This window comes from Brumicola blandensis (genome assembly GCF_031846165.1).
In the GTDB taxonomy this organism is placed as follows: domain Bacteria; phylum Pseudomonadota; class Gammaproteobacteria; order Enterobacterales; family Alteromonadaceae; genus Glaciecola; species Glaciecola blandensis.
This window is the reverse complement of sequence record NZ_JAVRIE010000003.1, coordinates 196,077-214,393: the sequence shown is the minus strand read 5'-3', so window position 1 is coordinate 214,393 and position 18,317 is coordinate 196,077. Positions and strand designations below refer to the sequence as shown.

Annotated in this window: 17 protein-coding genes; 5 read left to right on the top strand and 12 right to left on the bottom strand. The window is 43.2% G+C overall.

All coding sequences use genetic code 11. The annotated features are described in order from the left end of the window. The first annotated feature begins 130 nt into the window (after positions 1 to 130). Entirely contained in the window at positions 131 to 1,633 is a 1,503-nt protein-coding gene (gene mltF, locus RM544_RS09395) for a membrane-bound lytic murein transglycosylase MltF (RefSeq protein WP_432264482.1), read from the top strand. Between the two features lie 360 nt (positions 1,634 to 1,993). After that, positions 1,994 to 2,146, top strand: coding sequence for a hypothetical protein (locus RM544_RS09390; protein ID WP_311361534.1), 153 nt, complete (start codon positions 1,994 to 1,996; stop codon positions 2,144 to 2,146). A gap of 137 nt (positions 2,147 to 2,283) precedes the next feature. Here RM544_RS09390 and tadA read toward each other — a convergent pair whose 3' ends face one another. Next, a complete protein-coding gene (tadA, locus tag RM544_RS09385; RefSeq protein ID WP_311361533.1) occupies positions 2,284 to 2,784 on the bottom strand; it encodes a tRNA adenosine(34) deaminase TadA in 501 nt (166 codons plus the stop codon). Positions 2,785 to 3,243: 459 nt separating this feature from the next. On the opposite strand from tadA, the gene RM544_RS09380 reads away from it, so the two are divergent. After that, the gene (locus tag RM544_RS09380; RefSeq protein WP_311361532.1) at positions 3,244 to 3,486 is read left to right on the top strand and encodes a hypothetical protein; all 243 of its coding nucleotides are present in this window, start codon (positions 3,244 to 3,246) and stop codon (positions 3,484 to 3,486) included. Continuing rightward, positions 3,487 to 4,461: a M14 family metallopeptidase gene (locus tag RM544_RS09375; protein WP_311361531.1), complete on the top strand. Its 975-nt coding sequence runs from the start codon at positions 3,487 to 3,489 to the stop codon at positions 4,459 to 4,461. A gap of 58 nt (positions 4,462 to 4,519) precedes the next feature. Here the strand turns inward: RM544_RS09375 and ylqF are convergent, their stop codons facing one another. Together ylqF and RM544_RS09365 are read right to left on the bottom strand one after the other, a co-directional pair. Then, positions 4,520 to 5,515, bottom strand: coding sequence for a ribosome biogenesis GTPase YlqF (ylqF, locus tag RM544_RS09370; protein ID WP_311361530.1), 996 nt, complete (start codon positions 5,513 to 5,515; stop codon positions 4,520 to 4,522). A 101-nt stretch (positions 5,516 to 5,616) separates the two neighbouring features. After that, entirely contained in the window at positions 5,617 to 7,590 is a 1,974-nt protein-coding gene (locus RM544_RS09365) for a monovalent cation:proton antiporter family protein (RefSeq protein WP_311361529.1), read from the bottom strand. 288 nt (positions 7,591 to 7,878) lie between these two features. Here RM544_RS09365 and RM544_RS09360 point away from each other — a divergent pair, with 288 nt between their 5' ends. Beyond that, on the top strand, positions 7,879 to 8,814 hold the full coding sequence (locus RM544_RS09360; RefSeq protein WP_311361528.1) for a GGDEF domain-containing protein: 936 nt from the start codon (positions 7,879 to 7,881) through the stop codon (positions 8,812 to 8,814). A 41-nt stretch (positions 8,815 to 8,855) separates the two neighbouring features. Here the strand turns inward: RM544_RS09360 and RM544_RS09355 are convergent, their stop codons facing one another. From RM544_RS09355 to lpxB, 9 genes are all read right to left on the bottom strand, one after another. After that, entirely contained in the window at positions 8,856 to 9,626 is a 771-nt protein-coding gene (locus RM544_RS09355) for a M48 family metallopeptidase (protein WP_311361527.1), read from the bottom strand. Further along, the gene (locus RM544_RS09350) at positions 9,604 to 10,002 is read right to left on the bottom strand and encodes a TM2 domain-containing protein (RefSeq protein WP_311361526.1); all 399 of its coding nucleotides are present in this window, start codon (positions 10,000 to 10,002) and stop codon (positions 9,604 to 9,606) included. Before RM544_RS09350 ends, RM544_RS09355 begins: the two co-directional genes overlap by 23 nt. Before the next feature lie 20 nt (positions 10,003 to 10,022). Then, on the bottom strand, positions 10,023 to 10,247 hold the full coding sequence (yidD, locus tag RM544_RS09345; RefSeq protein ID WP_311361525.1) for a membrane protein insertion efficiency factor YidD: 225 nt from the start codon (positions 10,245 to 10,247) through the stop codon (positions 10,023 to 10,025). After that, positions 10,240 to 10,464, bottom strand: coding sequence for a DUF4177 domain-containing protein (locus RM544_RS09340; RefSeq protein WP_311361524.1), 225 nt, complete (start codon positions 10,462 to 10,464; stop codon positions 10,240 to 10,242). The genes yidD and RM544_RS09340 overlap by 8 nt, the downstream gene beginning before the upstream one ends. Positions 10,465 to 10,596: 132 nt before the next feature. Next, positions 10,597 to 11,985 carry a tRNA lysidine(34) synthetase TilS gene (gene tilS, locus RM544_RS09335; protein WP_311361523.1) on the bottom strand — a complete coding sequence of 463 codons (1,389 nt, stop codon included), beginning with the start codon at positions 11,983 to 11,985 and terminating at the stop codon, positions 10,597 to 10,599. Positions 11,986 to 12,039: 54 nt separating this feature from the next. Then, a complete protein-coding gene (gene accA / locus RM544_RS09330; RefSeq protein ID WP_311361522.1) occupies positions 12,040 to 12,996 on the bottom strand; it encodes an acetyl-CoA carboxylase carboxyl transferase subunit alpha in 957 nt (318 codons plus the stop codon). Positions 12,997 to 13,044: 48 nt separating this feature from the next. Next, positions 13,045 to 16,464 carry a DNA polymerase III subunit alpha gene (gene dnaE / locus RM544_RS09325; protein WP_432264481.1) on the bottom strand — a complete coding sequence of 1,140 codons (3,420 nt, stop codon included), beginning with the start codon at positions 16,462 to 16,464 and terminating at the stop codon, positions 13,045 to 13,047. A gap of 45 nt (positions 16,465 to 16,509) precedes the next feature. After that, positions 16,510 to 17,154 (bottom strand): ribonuclease HII, encoded by a 645-nt coding sequence (gene rnhB, locus RM544_RS09320; protein WP_311361520.1) that lies wholly within the window; start codon positions 17,152 to 17,154, stop codon positions 16,510 to 16,512. Further along, entirely contained in the window at positions 17,151 to 18,296 is a 1,146-nt protein-coding gene (lpxB, locus tag RM544_RS09315) for a lipid-A-disaccharide synthase (RefSeq protein ID WP_311361519.1), read from the bottom strand. Before lpxB ends, rnhB begins: the two co-directional genes overlap by 4 nt. Between the last annotated feature and the right edge of the window lie 21 nt (positions 18,297 to 18,317).

Here is an 18,317-nt window from a genome sequence, read left to right as displayed (position 1 = left end):
GAGGAGAATTTTGCTTTTTTGCAATAACTTACTGGATGCCGCAGTAAAATTTAGTCACAATGGCCTTATGAAGAAATTTAGCTCACCCAGAATACCCTCTAAACCACACCTAAAGTGGTCTTCATATTCTGTGCCTGAATTTCGTAAGATAAATGCGTTCGGCAAATATTGCCTGAGATTATGTATCACTTTTTCAACGCTTCTTTTTATGAGCAGTTGCTCTCAACCGCAGCATGCGTCCTCGCTCAGCAGTATTTTACAGTCTGGCGTACTAAAAGTGGGCTCAGTGTATGGCAGAACAACTTATTATAATGGTTCCACTTCTCCCGAAGGCTTTGAGTATGAACTCGCTCAAGGTTTCGCTGATTACCTTGGTGTACGATTAGAAGTTTATCCTTACTATTCTTATCGTGAACTTCTACCCCAGTTAGAAAACAAACAAGTCGATTTGATTGCTGCCAACGTTACCATGACAGAACAACGCAAAGAGCGTTATCGTTTTGGCCCAGCTTATCAGTCGGTGAATTTCGAACTGGTTTATCGAAAAGGACGAAACCGCCCTCGTGACATCCAGCAATTAGAGGGTGACCTGACCATTGTGGCAAATGATTTTTATCGCGAACCCTTAAGCGTCTTTACGCAAAGCGACGAACTTCCGTTCTGGCAGGAAACCGACGAAAAAGATATTGAAGAACTTTTAGAAATGGTGTCTGAAGACGAGTTAGATTACACCATCTCAGATTCGAATATTTTAGCCGTGGCTAGACGACGGTACCCCAATTTAGGGATAGGTTTTTCAGTAACAGATACCCTGCAAATAGGTTGGCTATTAAATAAAGATACCGATGACTCATTGCGTGCTGCGCTAATCGAATACTTTGGCTCGCTTCAAGCAAACGGTCAGTTAAGTGCTTTAGAAGACAAATACTTTGGTCACGTAAAGTCCTTTGACTACGTTGATACCCGTGCGTTTATGCGTGCAGTCGATAAAACGCTGCCAACCTACAAGGAACTATTTGAGGCATATGCTGGTGATAATGACTGGCGTTTATTAGCCGCAATGAGTTACCAAGAAAGTCATTGGGACCCGAAAGCAAAATCACCCACCGGTGTTCGCGGCCTAATGATGCTGACCTTAGCGACAGCGAAAGACATGAAAGTAAAATCGAGACTGGATCCTGAGCAAAGTATCAGTGGCGGAGCTCGGTATTTAAGCAGTCTACTCCGGCGTATACCCGCTAGGATTCAATCACCTGATCGCATATGGATGGCACTTGCTGCTTATAACGTCGGATTGGGGCATTTAGAAGACGCTCGAAAAATCACAGAAAGACAGGGCTATAACCCTGACCTCTGGGTAGATGTGAAGAAGCACTTACCCTTACTTCGCCAGAAAAAATTCTATAAATCTACACGCTATGGTTATGCTCGCGGTGATGAGGCAGTTAACTATGTTGACAACATCCGTCGTTACTATGATACTCTAGTGTGGTTAGAGGATCAGACGCAATTGCCAGAGATCGCACCAGAATTGCCACCTGAAATCAATTCACCACCGTCAAGCCAGAAAACTGAGAGTGGAAGCGACGCTCAATCTCAAACAGATTCAGATAGTTCAACTTCGTCCAATTGATAAACGTCAAAAGAGATTCTTTGGCGCTCTGTTGAAAATCGCGAGCGCATCCTCATTCATATAAGCTTAATTATATGGTCACAAAATTGTCACCAACTTGGACTATAACTTGCTTATATCTTTCGAGTATTCGTCGCAACAACCAAGTCACAACGACCAATATGAGAGACGAGCTATTTGTGGCAAGAAACAAATAGTCTGGAAATAGAATTGAACAGGCAAATGACATTATTTGGAAATAAATGAAACTTATTAACGCCTAGTGCGTTCTAATAGCACGAATTTAAAAGAATTTTTAAAACATAAAAGAAAACTACTGAAGTCGTCGGAACTTCAGACAAGACAGAAAAGAGGTACAATATGAAAAGAAACAAAAGCTTTAGCTCAGGTAGAAGATTAAGAGCAAGTAACCAACGTAGAATGCTATTAAAGAGAATGCATCAGAAAGTCATGCAACGTCGTAAACAATTTGCCATCACCGAGCTTGCTGAACAATGGAGTGAAGCCTGCTAATCCTAGCGCCCACTTACTCTCATTCAAAGTACTCTCATTCAAAGATATTCGGCACTGCTAACATTAGTGCCCTTGCCGCCAGTAAACTCAATGCCAATGGCTACCTGAAACGTAGTCAAGTTGGCACATAGGCCACCTCACTCACCTAGATGTTTTTGCTGCTTTTTTTGGGCTCTTCTACGCTTGAAGAAAGCAGATATCTGCGCACTACACTCGGCTTGTAAACAACCACCTTCGACCAACACTTGATGATTTAAACCTGCATGATTAGTGATATCCATAACACTACCGCTTGCTCCTGTTTTCATATCATAAGTGCCAAAAACAAGGCGCTTAATCCTGCCATGCACTAAAGCCCCCGCACACATCGGACACGGCTCCAGCGTTACATACAAGGTAGCATCAAGCACACGATAGTTATTCACATTTACTGCGGCTTCGCGTAGGGCTATCATTTCAGCATGCGCACTTGGATCATTTAATGAAATGGACTGGTTATAACCCTCACCGATAATGATACCGTCCAAGACAATCACCGCCCCTACTGGGACTTCGTCGATAGCTTCTGCTTTTTCGGCAAGCTCAATTGCTCTAGCCATAAACACTTCGTCTTGATTTAATGCTTGAATTTCGCTCATAAGCCCTTGATATAAATATAATAATGTTAGTTTTGTGAGATGAATTTGAAGCTCAGCGCTGATTATAGCGAATTACTCGGTGTTGTAATAATAAAACGTATAATAAGAGCTATTACGAAACGCACAATATATCGTTTAACATCCTATGCCTTAGTTTGTACATCTAACTCCTTTTTGGTCAATTTAACCAATAAACCCAATAGAAACGAACCACTGAAAATATAAGCCATTGTTATTACTTAACTTTTCTTTTGGCAAAACTTTTGCTTGCTAAGATTTGAAAACACACAAAAGACGAAATTGAGACAAAGAATAAAAAGATATGCGAGCTATTACTGCTTTCGCTTGTCAGCCATATTTTGGAATGTTAGTTTTGCTAAACATTCTTGTTGGTACAATTTCGCGTGGCGCGCTTTTTAGCTAGCGCGGTATACTTTGACTATTTTAAGGAGAAACAAGATGAACTTAACGGCTATTATTATTGTTGCCATTTGTGTCGGTGGTATAACGAGTATTATCTCAACCCTATCCGACAGAAAGAAAAAAGAAGCCAGCGCGCTCAGCAAGAAAGAAAAAAATGAATTGCTCAGTCAAATTGAGGTGATGAGCGAGCGAATCGCTACCCTAGAGCGTATTGTGACTGACGAAAAATACTCATTGAACAAAGAATTTGAAAACTTAAGAAAGGATCCTGCCGCTTAAATGACTGATGCATACCCTGAATACTCGATTGGCACGCCTGGTAAACCTTGGACAGAGAAAGATAAGCAAGCTTGGTTAGATCAACAATACCAAAAGCGTTCTTACTTTGATGAGGTCGCTGACCCCTTAAACCAACTGAGAAGTGAAGGCTTAATTTATGAGTTAATAAACTACGGTACTCTTCACTATCAATCGTTGAGCTTAAGTGACGGAGCAAACCAAGGAAGTGCCTATGCTGATTATCCATTGTATTGCGCTGTTATCGGTGAGCATCAAGTTGGACTACCCAATATTTTAGTCACCGGCGGTGTTCATGGTTATGAAACCAGTGGGGTGCAAGGTGCAATTGCTTTTATTCGCGATGCTGCCTCAGCGTACAAAGGAAAAGCAAATATCATTGTCTTGCCATGCCTAAGCCCTTGGGGATATGAAACGATTAATCGTTGGAACCCTTTTGCACTAGATCCTAATCGCTCCTTTATTGAAAATAGTCCAAGCCAGGAAGCAAAACTGGCTATGGCGTGCGTTGCAGCTTTAGAACTTCCACTCAGTATGCACATTGACTTGCACGAAACTACCGACTCTGACAATACAGAATTTCGTCCGGCGTTAGCAGCACGTGATGCCATTGAACAAAAGGTGTGGGACATTCCTGATGGTTTTTACACTGTCGGAGATACAAGTCGACCCAAGCCTGACTTTCAACGCGCTATCATAAAGGCTGTTGAGTCAGTTACCCACATTGCTTTAGCAGATAAAGACAATAAAATTATTGGGGCTGATGTAGAACAGCATGGTGTGATTAATTATGACAAAAAGTCATTACACTTATGTGGTGGTTTTACAGATGCGCCTTACGTTAGCACAACTGAAGTTTATCCTGACAGTCCAAACGCTAACGACGAAATATGTGCGAAAGCGCAGGTCGCAGCCATTACTGGGGCAATCGAGCACGTGTTGAGCCAGTTGTCTTAGTATCTATCAACAACCACGCCCTGCTCTAACACACCATTGCGCGACTGATTAACTGTCATTACGTTTTTCGTCGCGCTCTATTTTCCATTCGTTTTTCTTCACGCTTTTCTTTTTTATCTTTTTTATCTGGCGTCAGCGAGCCATCCTTGAAACGCTGCTTTCGTTTTTCTTTGTCTGCGAGCTTTTTGGCGGCTACCTCTGCCATCTCTCTTTTTTCTTCAATCAGCATCTCAGGCGTTTCTAGGGTAATACGGCCCAGTTTTCCCGACCTCAACTCATTGATAAGTACTTCACAAATCTTATGCAAATTAACACGACCACCTGCCATCAACGCGCCGCGCTTCGATGCCGCCATCTCTAAGAACGCTAGTTCGGTGTCTGGCACAAAATCGAGGCGGTAGCGGTCTTGCATCAAATCAGGATAAGCTTTTATCAAATAGTCTGCCGCATAAAAGCCTACGTCATCGTATTCCATTGCAGTGTCTTTGACGGCACCCGATGCTGCTAAGCGATAACCGGTATTCGGATTTTCGAGCTTCGGCCAAAGTACACCCGGTGTATCGTATAAAACGATGCCGCTCCCGAGATTGATACGTTGTTGATTTTTGGTCACTGCAGGCTCGTTGCCGGTTTTCGCGATAACACGATCAGCTAAGATGTTGATCAGCGTCGATTTTCCTACATTTGGTATGCCCATAATCATGGCATTGATCGTTTTTACCGATGCATCTTTTTGAGCACAGGTTTTGCGGATTAACTCGATTATTTGCTTGGTTTTAGCTGTATTATCTGTAGAGGTTGTAAATGTTTTGACGCCTCTTTCAGACTCCAAATGAGCCTGCCACCTAGCGGTGATCTCGGGATCAGCAAGGTCTGACTTATTGAGTATTTTCAGAACGGGCTTATCTCCCCTAATCTTTGCAACTTCAGGGTTTTCGCTAGAATATGGAATTCGTGCATCTAACACTTCAATGAGAATATCAACCTGGCTTAAGGCCTCTTTAATCTCTTTAAGCGCCTTGTGCATGTGCCCTGGGAACCAATGAACCGCCACGGAAAATCTCCTCACTAATGAATAATGGGCGTAGTTTACTTTATTTGAATAGGATTATTGGAAAATTTTGCATCATATGGCCGATTTATAAAACATCGCGCTTATTTGCCATATAACAAATAATGCTCAATTCGCTCAACCCGTCTTGGCTTCCCAGAAATAACCAATACGTCATTCGCTACGATCAGCGTGTCGGCTTCCGGTGATTCAATCTCGTTATTATTGCGCCGAAGTCCTGTCACTTTGACGCGTCGACGCTCAATATCTAGTTCACTGAGTGTTTTATTCACCGCATAAGCATCGCTGCCAATCGCGACCGCATGCATGAATTCAAGTTTGTCTTTTGTACCGTAAGTGATTTCGGTAGTTTCACCTGGAAAAAAGCCATGCATATGCTGATAGCCTTTCTTCCGTTCATTGCGCACACGCTTTAGAATGCGTGACATCGGGACTCCTGCGCTATGCAAGACTTGAGACACAAGCATTAAGCTACCTTCTTGTATTTCAGGAACGACCTGAAGTACGCCTGCGGCATAAAAATCTTCAGACTGATAATCTTTTCGCGTTCTAACGACTATGGGTAGGCCCGCTTTTAAATCGGTAATAACATTCACGACTTTCAGCGCTTTGTCGTGTTGATCGAAAGTAATTAACGCAAGTTGCGCCTTAGCTATACCCGCAGATTTTAGTAAGTCTCGCTGGCAAGCATCACCAAACATGACACTTTCGCCCGCAGAACGGCTTTCATGCACTCTAACAGGGTCAAAGTCGATAGCAATGTACTTAATACCTTCTAACTTCAGCATTCTAGCGACAGACTGCCCCACCCGACCAAAGCCCAAAATTAAGACATGATTTGATAAACTCTCAGAACTGATGTTCGGTTGTACTTGTTGAGCATGAACAAGTGCATCGTTAGGGGCAATCCAGTTCGCGAACCTACCACTTTGAGTAATCAGCCAAGGCGTAATAGCCATACTTAGCAGTCCAATACTGATGACCATAGAAGACTGTTCACTGGTAATCACGCCGTTTTGTGCCGCTAAAGCCGCAATAACAAAGCTAAACTCCCCAAGTTGCGCTAGCTTCATACCTGCTGCCCAAGCATCTTGTTTGTTACTCTTGAATAGAATAGCGCTAAACCATACAACCACCGTCTTTAATACAACGAGTACAACCAAGCCAACAATGACCCAATGAAATTGACTAATGAAAACATTCAGCTCTAACTTCATCCCGACAGTAATGAAAAATAGACCCATTAGAATATCTCTGAATGGTCTTATATCTGCTTCGAGTTGATGACGGTATTGCGACTCACTGAGCATCATGCCAGCAAGGAAAGCACCTAGTGCCATTGACAAACCAAACGCATAGGTCGTCCCAGCAGCTAACAATGCAACTAATATCGTCGTTAACACAAATAACTCGTCCGTGCGGGTCCGAGCAACTTCATTAAACAGTTTTGGTAATAACCAACGCCCCATCGACAGCAGCAATACAACGACGACAACACCTTTAAATAAAGCCAGAAGCATGGCCGCGCCGATACTCTGTTCAGCGCTTTCAGCCAGTAGAGGAATGACGATTAAAAAAGGGACAACGGCTAAGTCCTGAAATAGCAATATACTGACTGCCATTTGCGAGCGTGGCGTATTTAATCGTCCCGCATCATCAATTTGTTTAATGACAATTGCGGTAGAAGAAAGAGCAACCATGCCACCGATAATGATCGCAGTGCTGAGTGTTTGCCCAAAGACGAGTGCGATAGCAGCAAACAGCACTGTCGTGATCAACATCTGTCCTGCTCCCACCCCAAATACAAGATTGCGCATGGCGACAAGCTTAGGTAGTGAAAACTCCAGCCCCAAGGAAAATAGCAAGAATACAATACCAACCTCAGCCAAGAGATGCATTTGTTCAGGATCTGAATACATTGAAAGGACCTGAGGGCCAGCCACTACCCCAACGGCTAGATAGGCCAAGATAGCGGGCAAATTGATGCGCTTAAAGCTCCATACCAAAAGTACGGACAAAGCCAACAGCGCAATGACATTAATAAACGTCGAATCCAAATGAGTTTCCTTTAACAATCAAACTGTACTGTGGCTTTTCAGCTGAAAAAAACAGCACGTTTAAAAATAGGCACAAAGTTTGCTTTACTCTACTTAAGTATGATTAGCACAGCAGTTAAAACGGCATATCGCGGCTTACAGAGCAAGCATCATAGATATTGGCACAAAAAACATACCCAATATAGCGATTAAATCAATCTATCCGTCAATAAGCTGACGAAAGTTTGAAAAACACTGTGTATTGATCATGAAGTATTCATATTTAAAGAGATCTATTTGGAGTAAACAATGGATATCCTTGCAGTAAAAGACACTAATGGAACTAAGGATAGTCCAGCGATAGAAACGCGCGCCGTAAAGACCTTCGAGTTTGATGGCGAAAGAGAAAGTCCTATGTTATCTACCATTGAATCGTCGAATATAATGCGCACTATGTTGCAGTCAATTGACTTGAATGAGTTAGTTGATAGCTATTTTGATTTATTAAAAACAAAATTACCGTGCACAGCGATAAAAATTAGCTTTGCCAATCAAGTATTGTCTTTTGGCAAAAGCACGAATACCGCTCGTAGTATGAAGATATCTCTCGACTACGGCCATCCTTTCGGTGCTCCTCAGCATGCACAACTCGCATATGTATTTTCCAAGGTTTTGTCGCCCGTTCAGCGCAAACTTTTGTCTGAAGTACACGCAATCTATGCAATGGGTTTAAAGCATGCTTTGGAGTACTACCGAATTAAACAGTTAGCAACGAAAGACATGTTGACGGGCTTATATAATCGCTCTCACTTCAATGATTCTATTCAAAAGCTAATGAGTATGAGCTTGCGCAGCGAGCAAGGCTTCGGTTTATTAATTCTGGATTTGGATAACTTTAAACAAGTAAATGACAAATATGGCCACCAACGTGGTGACGATGTCCTTATTGAGTTTGCAGACTTATTACAATCTTGCTTACGTGAATCTGATCATGCCTTCCGCTTTGGTGGTGACGAGTTTTGTTGCTTGCTGCTAGATAGCGATGGTGCCGCGAACAAACGTGTTGCGAAACGAATTCAACAAGCCATTAAAAAGAACCCAATGTTATCTCATCTTGATGTGTCTAGTAGTGTGGGGGCAACAACCTTCCGCCCAGACGATACGCAAGACAGTTTATTTAAACGTGCAGATATGGCTCTGATTGATGCGAAAGGCTTGGGTAAAAACTTGTTTAAAGCAGCCTAAGGCTGCTATTGCTGAGCAGCAAGTGCGTGGCAAATGCTTGCCTACATCGCGAGTTTGATTTGCCGTATTTGCTCAATACGTTGAGGTAAATCAGGGTGACTGCTTAGCCATGTGCTGCCCATTTGGTCATTGTCCGCATCGCCACTGATGCTGCTTAGGATTTCTTCCAATGACATTGGATCCTTAGACCCTTGCAATAAGGCATTGACTGCAAATGCGTCAGCTTCTAGTTCCGCATCTCTACTATATTTCAGGTCAGTGCCGAAAACTGCGCCTTGAACTAAAATCTCCCCCATTGCGCCTACATCGCCGAACAGTGCACTCAACGATACACTTAGCAACGATGACTTGATAAGACCTTCCAAGCCATGGTTTTCCTCTACATGTGCTATCTCATGCAATAACACAGCTGCGATTTGTTCGTCATTAGTGGCAAGTTCAATGAGTCTATCTGTCAGCACGATTGTACCATTTGGCAGGGCCATTGCATTTGCAATACCGTCCCATGCTCGAAACACGAGTTGGTAGGCGCGTCCGGATTGAGCATTCTCCGCGACTAAGCTTGTAAATAAATGCCTTAATCTATCTTGCGTTTCTTTCGGAATGTCGGAAGGTGAAAACCCCTCCTCGTCCAAACTTTCTAGGGTCATCTCATCCAAAAACTCAACAATGCTTGGTGGCACTTTCTTCGCGAGCTCAGTAGATACATAAGGGACAATGACAAATACCGTTTGATAAGCCAATACTGCAATGACTACAACGATACTGAGGCTAATGTATAGCCAGTTCTTAGCGTCTTGGTTCGAATTCAATATGGCTACTCTGATCGTAAACTTCTGCCAATGCTTGTTTCATTACATTGTTATTATATTCATAAACAATTTGCTGGCTTCTAAATAGCTGTGGAAGCTCAATCAACACGACGAGTATAATGATGAAAATACCGATTGTTGATATGGTCGCTAAACCTATAAGCATCACGACAAGGTTAAGTAGGCCACGTCCTGTTTTACCTAAATAAAAGTGATGAATACCTGCTGGTAAAAACCAATTTAGTACTGCATAGGTATCTGGATCTTTCACTAATTTTTGTTCAATTTGGTAGTAAAGCTTCTTATCTTCAGGATGCAACTCTGCCACATTGTTGCGTAGACTATTCTCTTCTGCTTTGAGTTCTTCCATGTTCATGAGTAGTGGCCTAATAGTAATTATTTTAAAGGATCTGGCTTGATACAAATACAGTCTGGATCTGAGCACCGTCTAATGCGTTGCCAACCTAATTTGGTGCCCTTCATCACCCCATATTTCGATATTGCTTGATGCGTATATTCGGAACAAGTGGGGGTGAAGTTGCATTCAATACGAAACAATTGCTTCGAGCCCCCCATTCGCTGATACCAGCGAATGGCACTCAAAGCAGCTTGCTTAAGCATTCGAACGACCTAAAGTTAAGATCACTGCCTCTCTACTCCAGAAAAGCATGAAACGCTTGTTTTCAACAACTTGGAAAACCAACTGCCAGCCGTCAGCGGCTTCAGCATTTAAAGTTGATTCAAGTTTTTTTAAGGGTAAGCCACTTGAGCCTAAGAAAATTGTACCGCAACCGCCTTCAACAACGTGAATCACTTTATATTCATCGTACTTTATCATTTACATCTTCCTTTTTGATTGTCGTTTTGTTTAGTGTAAACAAACTAAGACAGCCTATGTTACCCATATATGCCGAGATTATTCAATCGAAAATTATGTGCTAATTTTCAATGATGTAGGGACAAGAGGGCTTTATAAAAGGATAGCCGCTATATCTCCGTCAAATTCGACAATCGGCACACCTAGTCGCTGCCATTCTGGCACTTTGGCTTCTTTCATCCATGCTTTCAGCGTTTTACTCGGACGTTGAGCATTTGGTTTAAAGCGGCGAGATAAGTCGCCATAACTCACTGTTACTTTGGTACTTGTCACAGGTAACTCAAGGTGCCAGGTTTGTGAATCACTGCCAGTTCGTGCAAAGGAAAGGTAAGCAATCATCAAGGTGTTTTCCTGAATCGAAAAGCGTAGATCCCCCACTTGTTTATCTTCTTTTTTTAAGTCTACAACGGACAAATGCAGTGTGGGTAGCGCTTGCTCAATGATCTCATGATTAGCAATCATGAGTAGTATCATGCGATCACGTCTGCATTGATGCGTTTTTAACAGCACTTTTCCATTTTTATCTTCATTGGCTTGTGCTAATTTCAGGATCTCTGTCACTTGCATTGCGCTAGGGCTTTGACTCAAAAAACGAGATAACCAAAGGCGCAGCACTTCTCTTTGCATCGCAATAGGTAAGACCAATAGGGCTCGACATTGCAGTCCTCCCTCTTCACTCAACACATTTGAAAGAGCCTCTGCTGCCATTGCTTCGACTAGTTCAGTTTGACTCGCACAGTGCTGAGCGCTGCGCGCAATCGTATGAGTAATTTGAGGCCACTTCTCTGTTAGTAAAGGCATCAGCTTTTGGCGCAAAAAATTACGGTCGTATGAGATATCCTGATTTGATTCATCCTCTACCCATTCTAAACCTGCAGCCTGTGCATAATCTAAAATATGGGATTTCGACACACCATTGTTTAGCCAAGGACGAGCGTACTGTACTGAGTTAGGTGAATTCTGAGCGGTCTCTAAGGTATTTACAGTAAGTCCATCACGTGACAGAGTGAAGGTGAAGGCCTCAGCCATTCCGCTGAGCCCCTTTGGTCCTGCCCCGCGCTTCAGTTGAAGTAATACCGTTTCAGCCTGATCATCTTCATGTTGCGCAAGGAGCACTATCGTTCCAGGCTTCGCGAGTTGATTAATTGCCGCGTAACGTGCGTCACGAGCAAGTGACTCTAAACTTTTTCGAGGCTGCTTCTGAACGCTCACATGCGCAGTTTGCAATGAAACCGATAAGTCATTACAAAGCTTTGTACAGAAATCTAACCAATCATCTGCATTGGCACTGATACCATGATGAATATGAATTGCGGCTATGTTTATCTGCGGGTTTGTTTGTTTTAATTTGCAGCAGGCGTATAGCAAGACGACAGAATCAACACCACCACTTAGGGCGACAGTGATATCTTGTGGTTTATGGTGAAGTTTGCCGAATAGAAAGTCAGCAAGGACGCTTTCGATATGACTCAAAGAAGACATGGCGTTTAGCTCCCTAGCCTACTTGAGTCATATTCGATGTCATAGAAGGATCGTTTAACAATACCCGAACGACATTAATCGTTCGTAGCGTTCTTCTAAAAGCGTTTCTGTTGGCAAAGTCTGAAGTTGTGCCAATTGTTGCTTGAGCACTGCTTTCAAATTAGCCGCCATACCATCATGATCGCGATGCGCTGCACCTAGAGGCTCTTCGACAATGGTATTGATTAGACCCAACTCTTTAATTTGTGGTGCGGTTACACCCATTGCTTCAGCAGCAACAGACGCTTTGTCGGCACTCTTCCATAAAATCGAAGCGCAGCCTTCTGGCGAGATAACCGAGTAAGTACTGTATTGCAACATATTTACTCTATCACCAACACCAATAGCCAAAGCACCTCCAGAACCACCTTCACCAATAACAGTACAGATAATCGGTACAGTCAACTCGGCCATCACTTTTAGGTTCATCGCAATTGCTTCGCTTTGTCCACGCTCTTCAGCGCCGACACCAGGATAGGCACCTGGGGTGTCAATGAAAGTAATAATGGGTAATTTAAAGCGCTCGGCCATGCGCATAAGACGCAAGGCTTTACGGTAGCCTTCTGGCTTTGGCATACCAAAATTTCGTTTGATCTTTTCTTGTGTATCTCGGCCTTTTTGATGACCAATAACCATGACAGGTACATCATCAAGCTTCGCCAAGCCGCCAATAATTGCTTTGTCGTCTGCATAAGCTCGGTCACCCGCTAGCTCGTCAAACTCATTCAACATTTTATTGATATAATCTTGGGTATAAGGGCGCATTGGATGACGAGCAATTTGAGAAATTTGCCAAGCCCCTAGGTTAGAAAAGATTTTCTTTGTCTGTTCTGCACATTTTTCTTTCAGTTTTCCAATCGCCTCTTCAATGCTCACATCGAATTCGCCGCCTTGGTTAACAATGCGCAACTCTTCTATTTTGGCTTCTAGCTCTGCAATCGGCTTTTCGAAATCCAAAAAATGTCCTGTCATGTTTTATCCTAACACCTTATAAAGCATTGCCTAATGGCTACAATACTTTTAATTAAATTCTAAGTTAACGCGTTCACTGCCCAGTACATGGCGCAGTTCAACTAGTAATTGTTCATCTGGTTCAATGTACCATTGCGCATTTGCTGCAATGGTTACCTCTGCATCTTCATGTTCTACATGAATGTGCAAAGGACACGTCCCATTTTTGTAATCTTGCATAATACCTTGCACTTTAGCGACTGTTGACAAAGTACACAACTTTTCTGGGATACTAATTTTCAATTGTTTGACGTATTTTGCTCGCGCTTGAACAATCGTTAACACTTCTTTAGCGTTTATTGTATTGCCACCGGAAAATTCATCAAAGCTGACCTGTCCTTTAACCCACAATAAATTGTCTGAAACAAGCACCGATTCGTACTGCTCATACATATCGGGGTAAAACCTGACATCCATTCTGGCTGATTTATCGTCTAATGTCACAATTCCCCATCGGCGACCTTTTTTATTAGTCATGACTCTCACGCCTAATACAAGGCCTACCGTGCTAACAAACTGGTCACGATTCGTTGGCGTTAAATCTGCTAGGCGGCCATCTGAGTATTGTCTAATCTCTTTTATATACTGATTGATCGGGTGACCGGTTAAATATAGTCCAAGGGTTTCTTTTTCACCATCTAACCAGACTTTCTCGGACCATTCAGGCACATTAGCAAAGGCATTGCTTACATCTTCATCGGATTCAATCTGCACCCCGAATAAATCGGCTTGCCCAGCCAACTCTGCTTTTGCGTGTTGAGATGCTGCGTCAAGCGCATCTTTAATACTGGCCATTAAAGCCGCACGATGTGGACCTAAGTTGTCCATTGCGCCACTGAGTACTAATTTTTCAAGCACCCTTTTGTTGACTCGCTTAACATCCACTTTCGCACAAAAATCAAACAGGTCCTTAAATTGACCTTGTTGTTCTCTTGCTTCGATAATTGCTTCGACAGGGCCTTCACCTACCCCTTTAATCGCGCCAATACCATACACAATCTGACCTTCAGCATTTACCGTAAATTTATACTGACCTGCATTCAAATCTGGCGGCAGAATATCTAGCCCCATGCGACCACATTCGTCGACCAAAGTCACAATTTTATCGGTGTTATCCATATCCGCTGACATTACAGCAGCCATGAACTCTGCGGGATAGTGTGCTTTCAACCAAAGCGTTTGGTAGGACACCAGTGCATAAGCAGCAGAGTGTGATTTGTTAAAGCCATAACCGGCAAACTTCTCAACCAAGTCGAAGATTTTAATAGAAAGGTCGGGATCAATGCCATTGTCTGCAGCACCTTGTTCAAATGAGGCTCGCTGTTTTGCCATTTCTTCCGGCTTTTTCTTACCCATCGCACGACGCAACAAATCAGCACCACCGAGCGAATAGCCAGACATAACCTGAGCAATCTGCATCACCTGTTCTTGATACAAAATAATGCCATACGTAGGCTCTAAGATTTCCTGTAGACATTCGTGCTGATATTCAGCGTCAGGATAAGAAATAGCTTCTCGGCCATGTTTTCTGTCGATGAAGTTGTCTACCATGCCTGATTGCAATGGACCAGGGCGGAACAAAGCAACTAAAGCAATAATATCTTCAAAACAATCTGGCTTCAGGCGGTTAATCAGATCTTTCATCCCCCTGGATTCAAGCTGGAAAACCGCTGTTGTCTCGGCGTTTTGCAATACTCTAAAACTCTTCGCATCGACAAGAGGAATTTGGGTAATATCGATATCTTTGCCCTGTACCTCTTTTACCATATCAATAGCCCATTGAATGATAGTCAATGTGCGCAGGCCCAAGAAATCAAACTTCACCAAGCCGGCAGTTTCAACATCGTTTTTATCAAATTGGGTAACTGGGTTTGAACCTGTATCGTCACAGTATAAGGGCGAAAAATCTGTGATAGTGGTGGGTGAAATAACCACACCACCAGCGTGTTTACCTGCATTTCGGGTCACGCCCTCAAGTATTCGAGCAGTATCTATCAGGTCTTTAACTTCTTCATCGGCATCATATAACTCGGGCAAGCGAGGTTCTACAGCAAAGGCTTTCTCGAGCGTCATGCCAGGATCGGGTGGCACGAGTTTAGAGATTCGATCAACAAAGCCATAGGGATGCCCTAAGACGCGACCGACATCACGAATAACCGCTTTAGCCGCCATCGTTCCAAAAGTAATAATTTGTGATACTGCATCTCGTCCATAAATATCAGCAACATGATCGATCACCTCATCACGACGATCCATGCAGAAATCGATATCAAAATCAGGCATAGATACCCGTTCAGGGTTTAAGAATCGCTCAAAAAGAAGGTCGAACTCTAATGGGTCAAGATCTGTGATATCGAGTGCATAAGCCACTAAGGAGCCAGCACCAGAGCCACGGCCAGGCCCGACCGGGATATTGTTGTCTTTACTCCATTGGATAAACTCCATGACGATCAAGAAATACCCAGGAAAACCCATCTGGTTGATTACTTTCAATTCTATTTCTAAACGCTCATCATACTCAGGGCGCTTTTCTTTGCGTTCGTCTTCATCAGGGAACAGCTTCAATAAACGCCGTTCTAAACCTTCACGAGACACCTTCACTAGGAAGTCTTCAGTCGTCATATCGCCAGTTGGAAACTGCGGCAAGAAGTACTCACCTAAAGTCAGTTCAACGTTGCAACGCTTGGCTATCTCGATCGTATTCTCAATAGCCGACGGTATATCACTAAACAACGCAACCATTTCGTCTGCACTGCGCAAATACTGTTGGTCACTGTGCCTCTTAGGACGTCGTTTATCTTCTAATGTATAACCTTCACTAATACAAACGCGCACTTCGTGTGGCTCATAACCCTCATGATCGTTAAAACACACTTCGTTAGTGGCAACCACCGGCAAGTCATGCTGCTCAGCCCACTCTACAGCACGATGGATATAATCCTCTTCGCCATCGCGGCCTGTTCGAATCAATTCAATATAATAATGATCGGGAAAATGCTTCTGGAAAAATGCCGTAATATTCTCAGCTATTGCTGTATTATTCTTAGTAAGAGCAATACCAAGATCGCCCGCGAGCGCTCCTGACAGAACAATTATCCCTTCAGCATGCTCAGCTAACCACTCTTCTCGAACCACTACTTTGTACTGTACATGGCCTTGCTTGTATGCCTTAGAAATGATTTCAGTAATGTTTTTGTAACCTTCAAGGCTTCTCGCCAACAAAGTTAAACGGGTTATTTCATCTGGGAATTGAGAAGATAGCAACCAGATATCGCAACCAATAATCGGCTTAATACCTTCCGCAAATGCAGTGGAATAAAACTTTACCAGACCACACATGTTCATTTGGTCAGTGATGGCTACCGCAGGCATATTTAAGGCCTTGGTTTTTGCTAAGATCGGTTTTACTTTATTCAAACCGTCTTGCATTGAAAAGTCACTGTGAACTCTTAAGTGTACAAAAGGTGCTGACACTTATTTTACCTCATCCTGTAATTCGCCTTGCCAACGTAAAAGCACGTTTTGCACAGGCTTGAAACTTGTTCTGTAACATGACAATGGGCCATGTTCATCTAATGCGGCTAAATGCGCTTTGGTCGGATAGCCTTTATGGGCCGCAAAACCATAGTTCGGATAGCGCTGATCTAATGCAATCATCTCTTCATCTCGCGCAACTTTGGCAATAATAGATGCTGCAGATATTTGCGGAAAAAGCGCATCGCCTTTTATTACTGCATCGCAAGAATAAGACCAGTTAGGGCAACGATTACCGTCGACTAGCACATGCTCGGGTTGCACATGCAGACCCGCTACGGCACGTTCCATTGCAAGCATCGTGGCATGCAGAATATTAAGTTGATCTATCTCTTCAACTTCTGCCCTTCCGATACTCCATGATAACGCGTTTTGTTTAATTAGTGCGGATAATTCAGTACGTTTTTTTTCGCTGAGCTTTTTGGAATCAGCTAGGCCGATAATGGGCTTACTAGGGTCTAAAATCACCGCCGCTGTAACAACGGCACCCACCAAGGGACCGCGTCCGACTTCGTCTACGCCTGCAATGAATTTATAGGGTGCCAAAGATGTTTGCAGAGCAGCTAAATCTTGCTGTTTTTTCATACTTCAATCAGGTCCGCAATCGCTTTCGCCGCCTGCTCATCAGCATGTAATTGCAGGTTGCGGTGTAAGTCTGTAAATCGGGCTATGAGTGCACTGTTGTCTGATTTCAATAAGGCCGAAATATATGAGGCCATATTTTCAGGATTCACATCTTCTTGTAACAACTCGGTAACCAGTTCTTCATTCGCGAGGATATTAGGTAAAGAAAAGTAATCTGGCTTATATAAACGCTTCATGATCATATGCGTTAGCTTCGACATCTTGTACGCGACTAACATTGGCTTTTTACACAACATGGCCTCTAAAGTCGCAGTGCCTGACGCAAGTAATACCGCATTTGAAGCTATCATGACGTCACGAGCAGAGGAGCTTGTGACAATAGATTCCATCTTCGTATCTAAGGAAACGAGTAAGTCTTTTATCTGTCTCTCTCTGGCCTCATTGGCTGCAGGAATCATTACCTTAAGCTCTGGTATATCTTGCTTAACAAGGGCTGCCGTAGCCATAAAATCAGGAAGAAGGCTATCCACTTCTCTCGCTCGACTACCAGGAAGAATAGCTAGGACTTGATCTTCAGAACTGAGGCCAAATTGCTCTCGCATAACTTGTTGGTTTGGCTCCAAGGCAATGCTGTCTGCCATGGTATGTCCAACATATTGGTAAGGCACTTGATATTTCTTATAGATATCCGCTTCAAAAGGGAAAATACCAAGCACAAGATGCGTGGCTTTGGCTATTTTATGAATACGCTTCTCGCGCCAAGCCCAAACAGTTGGACTGACGTAGTGAACTGTTTTAATGCCCTTTTGTTTTAGTTTGGTTTCCACGCCTAGATTAAAGTCTGGCGCATCCACGCCAATGTAAATATCAGGCGGATTATCGATAAAGTGTTGGGTCACTGTTTTTCTGATATGCAATAAACGAGGAAGGTGCTTTAAAACTTCTACAAGCCCCATGACTGACAGTTCTTCCATGTCGAAAAGAGAGTGCAAACCAAGCGCTTTTAGGTTTTTACCGCCGATACCTTCAAAAATAGCATCTGGATATCGTTTTTGTAACTGCGCCATAAAACCAGCAGCAAGCGTATCGCCAGAGGGCTCGCCTGCCACAATCCCAATTTTGAGCGGTTTTTGTGTTGTCATTGGTTTACTAGACCTGCAAGT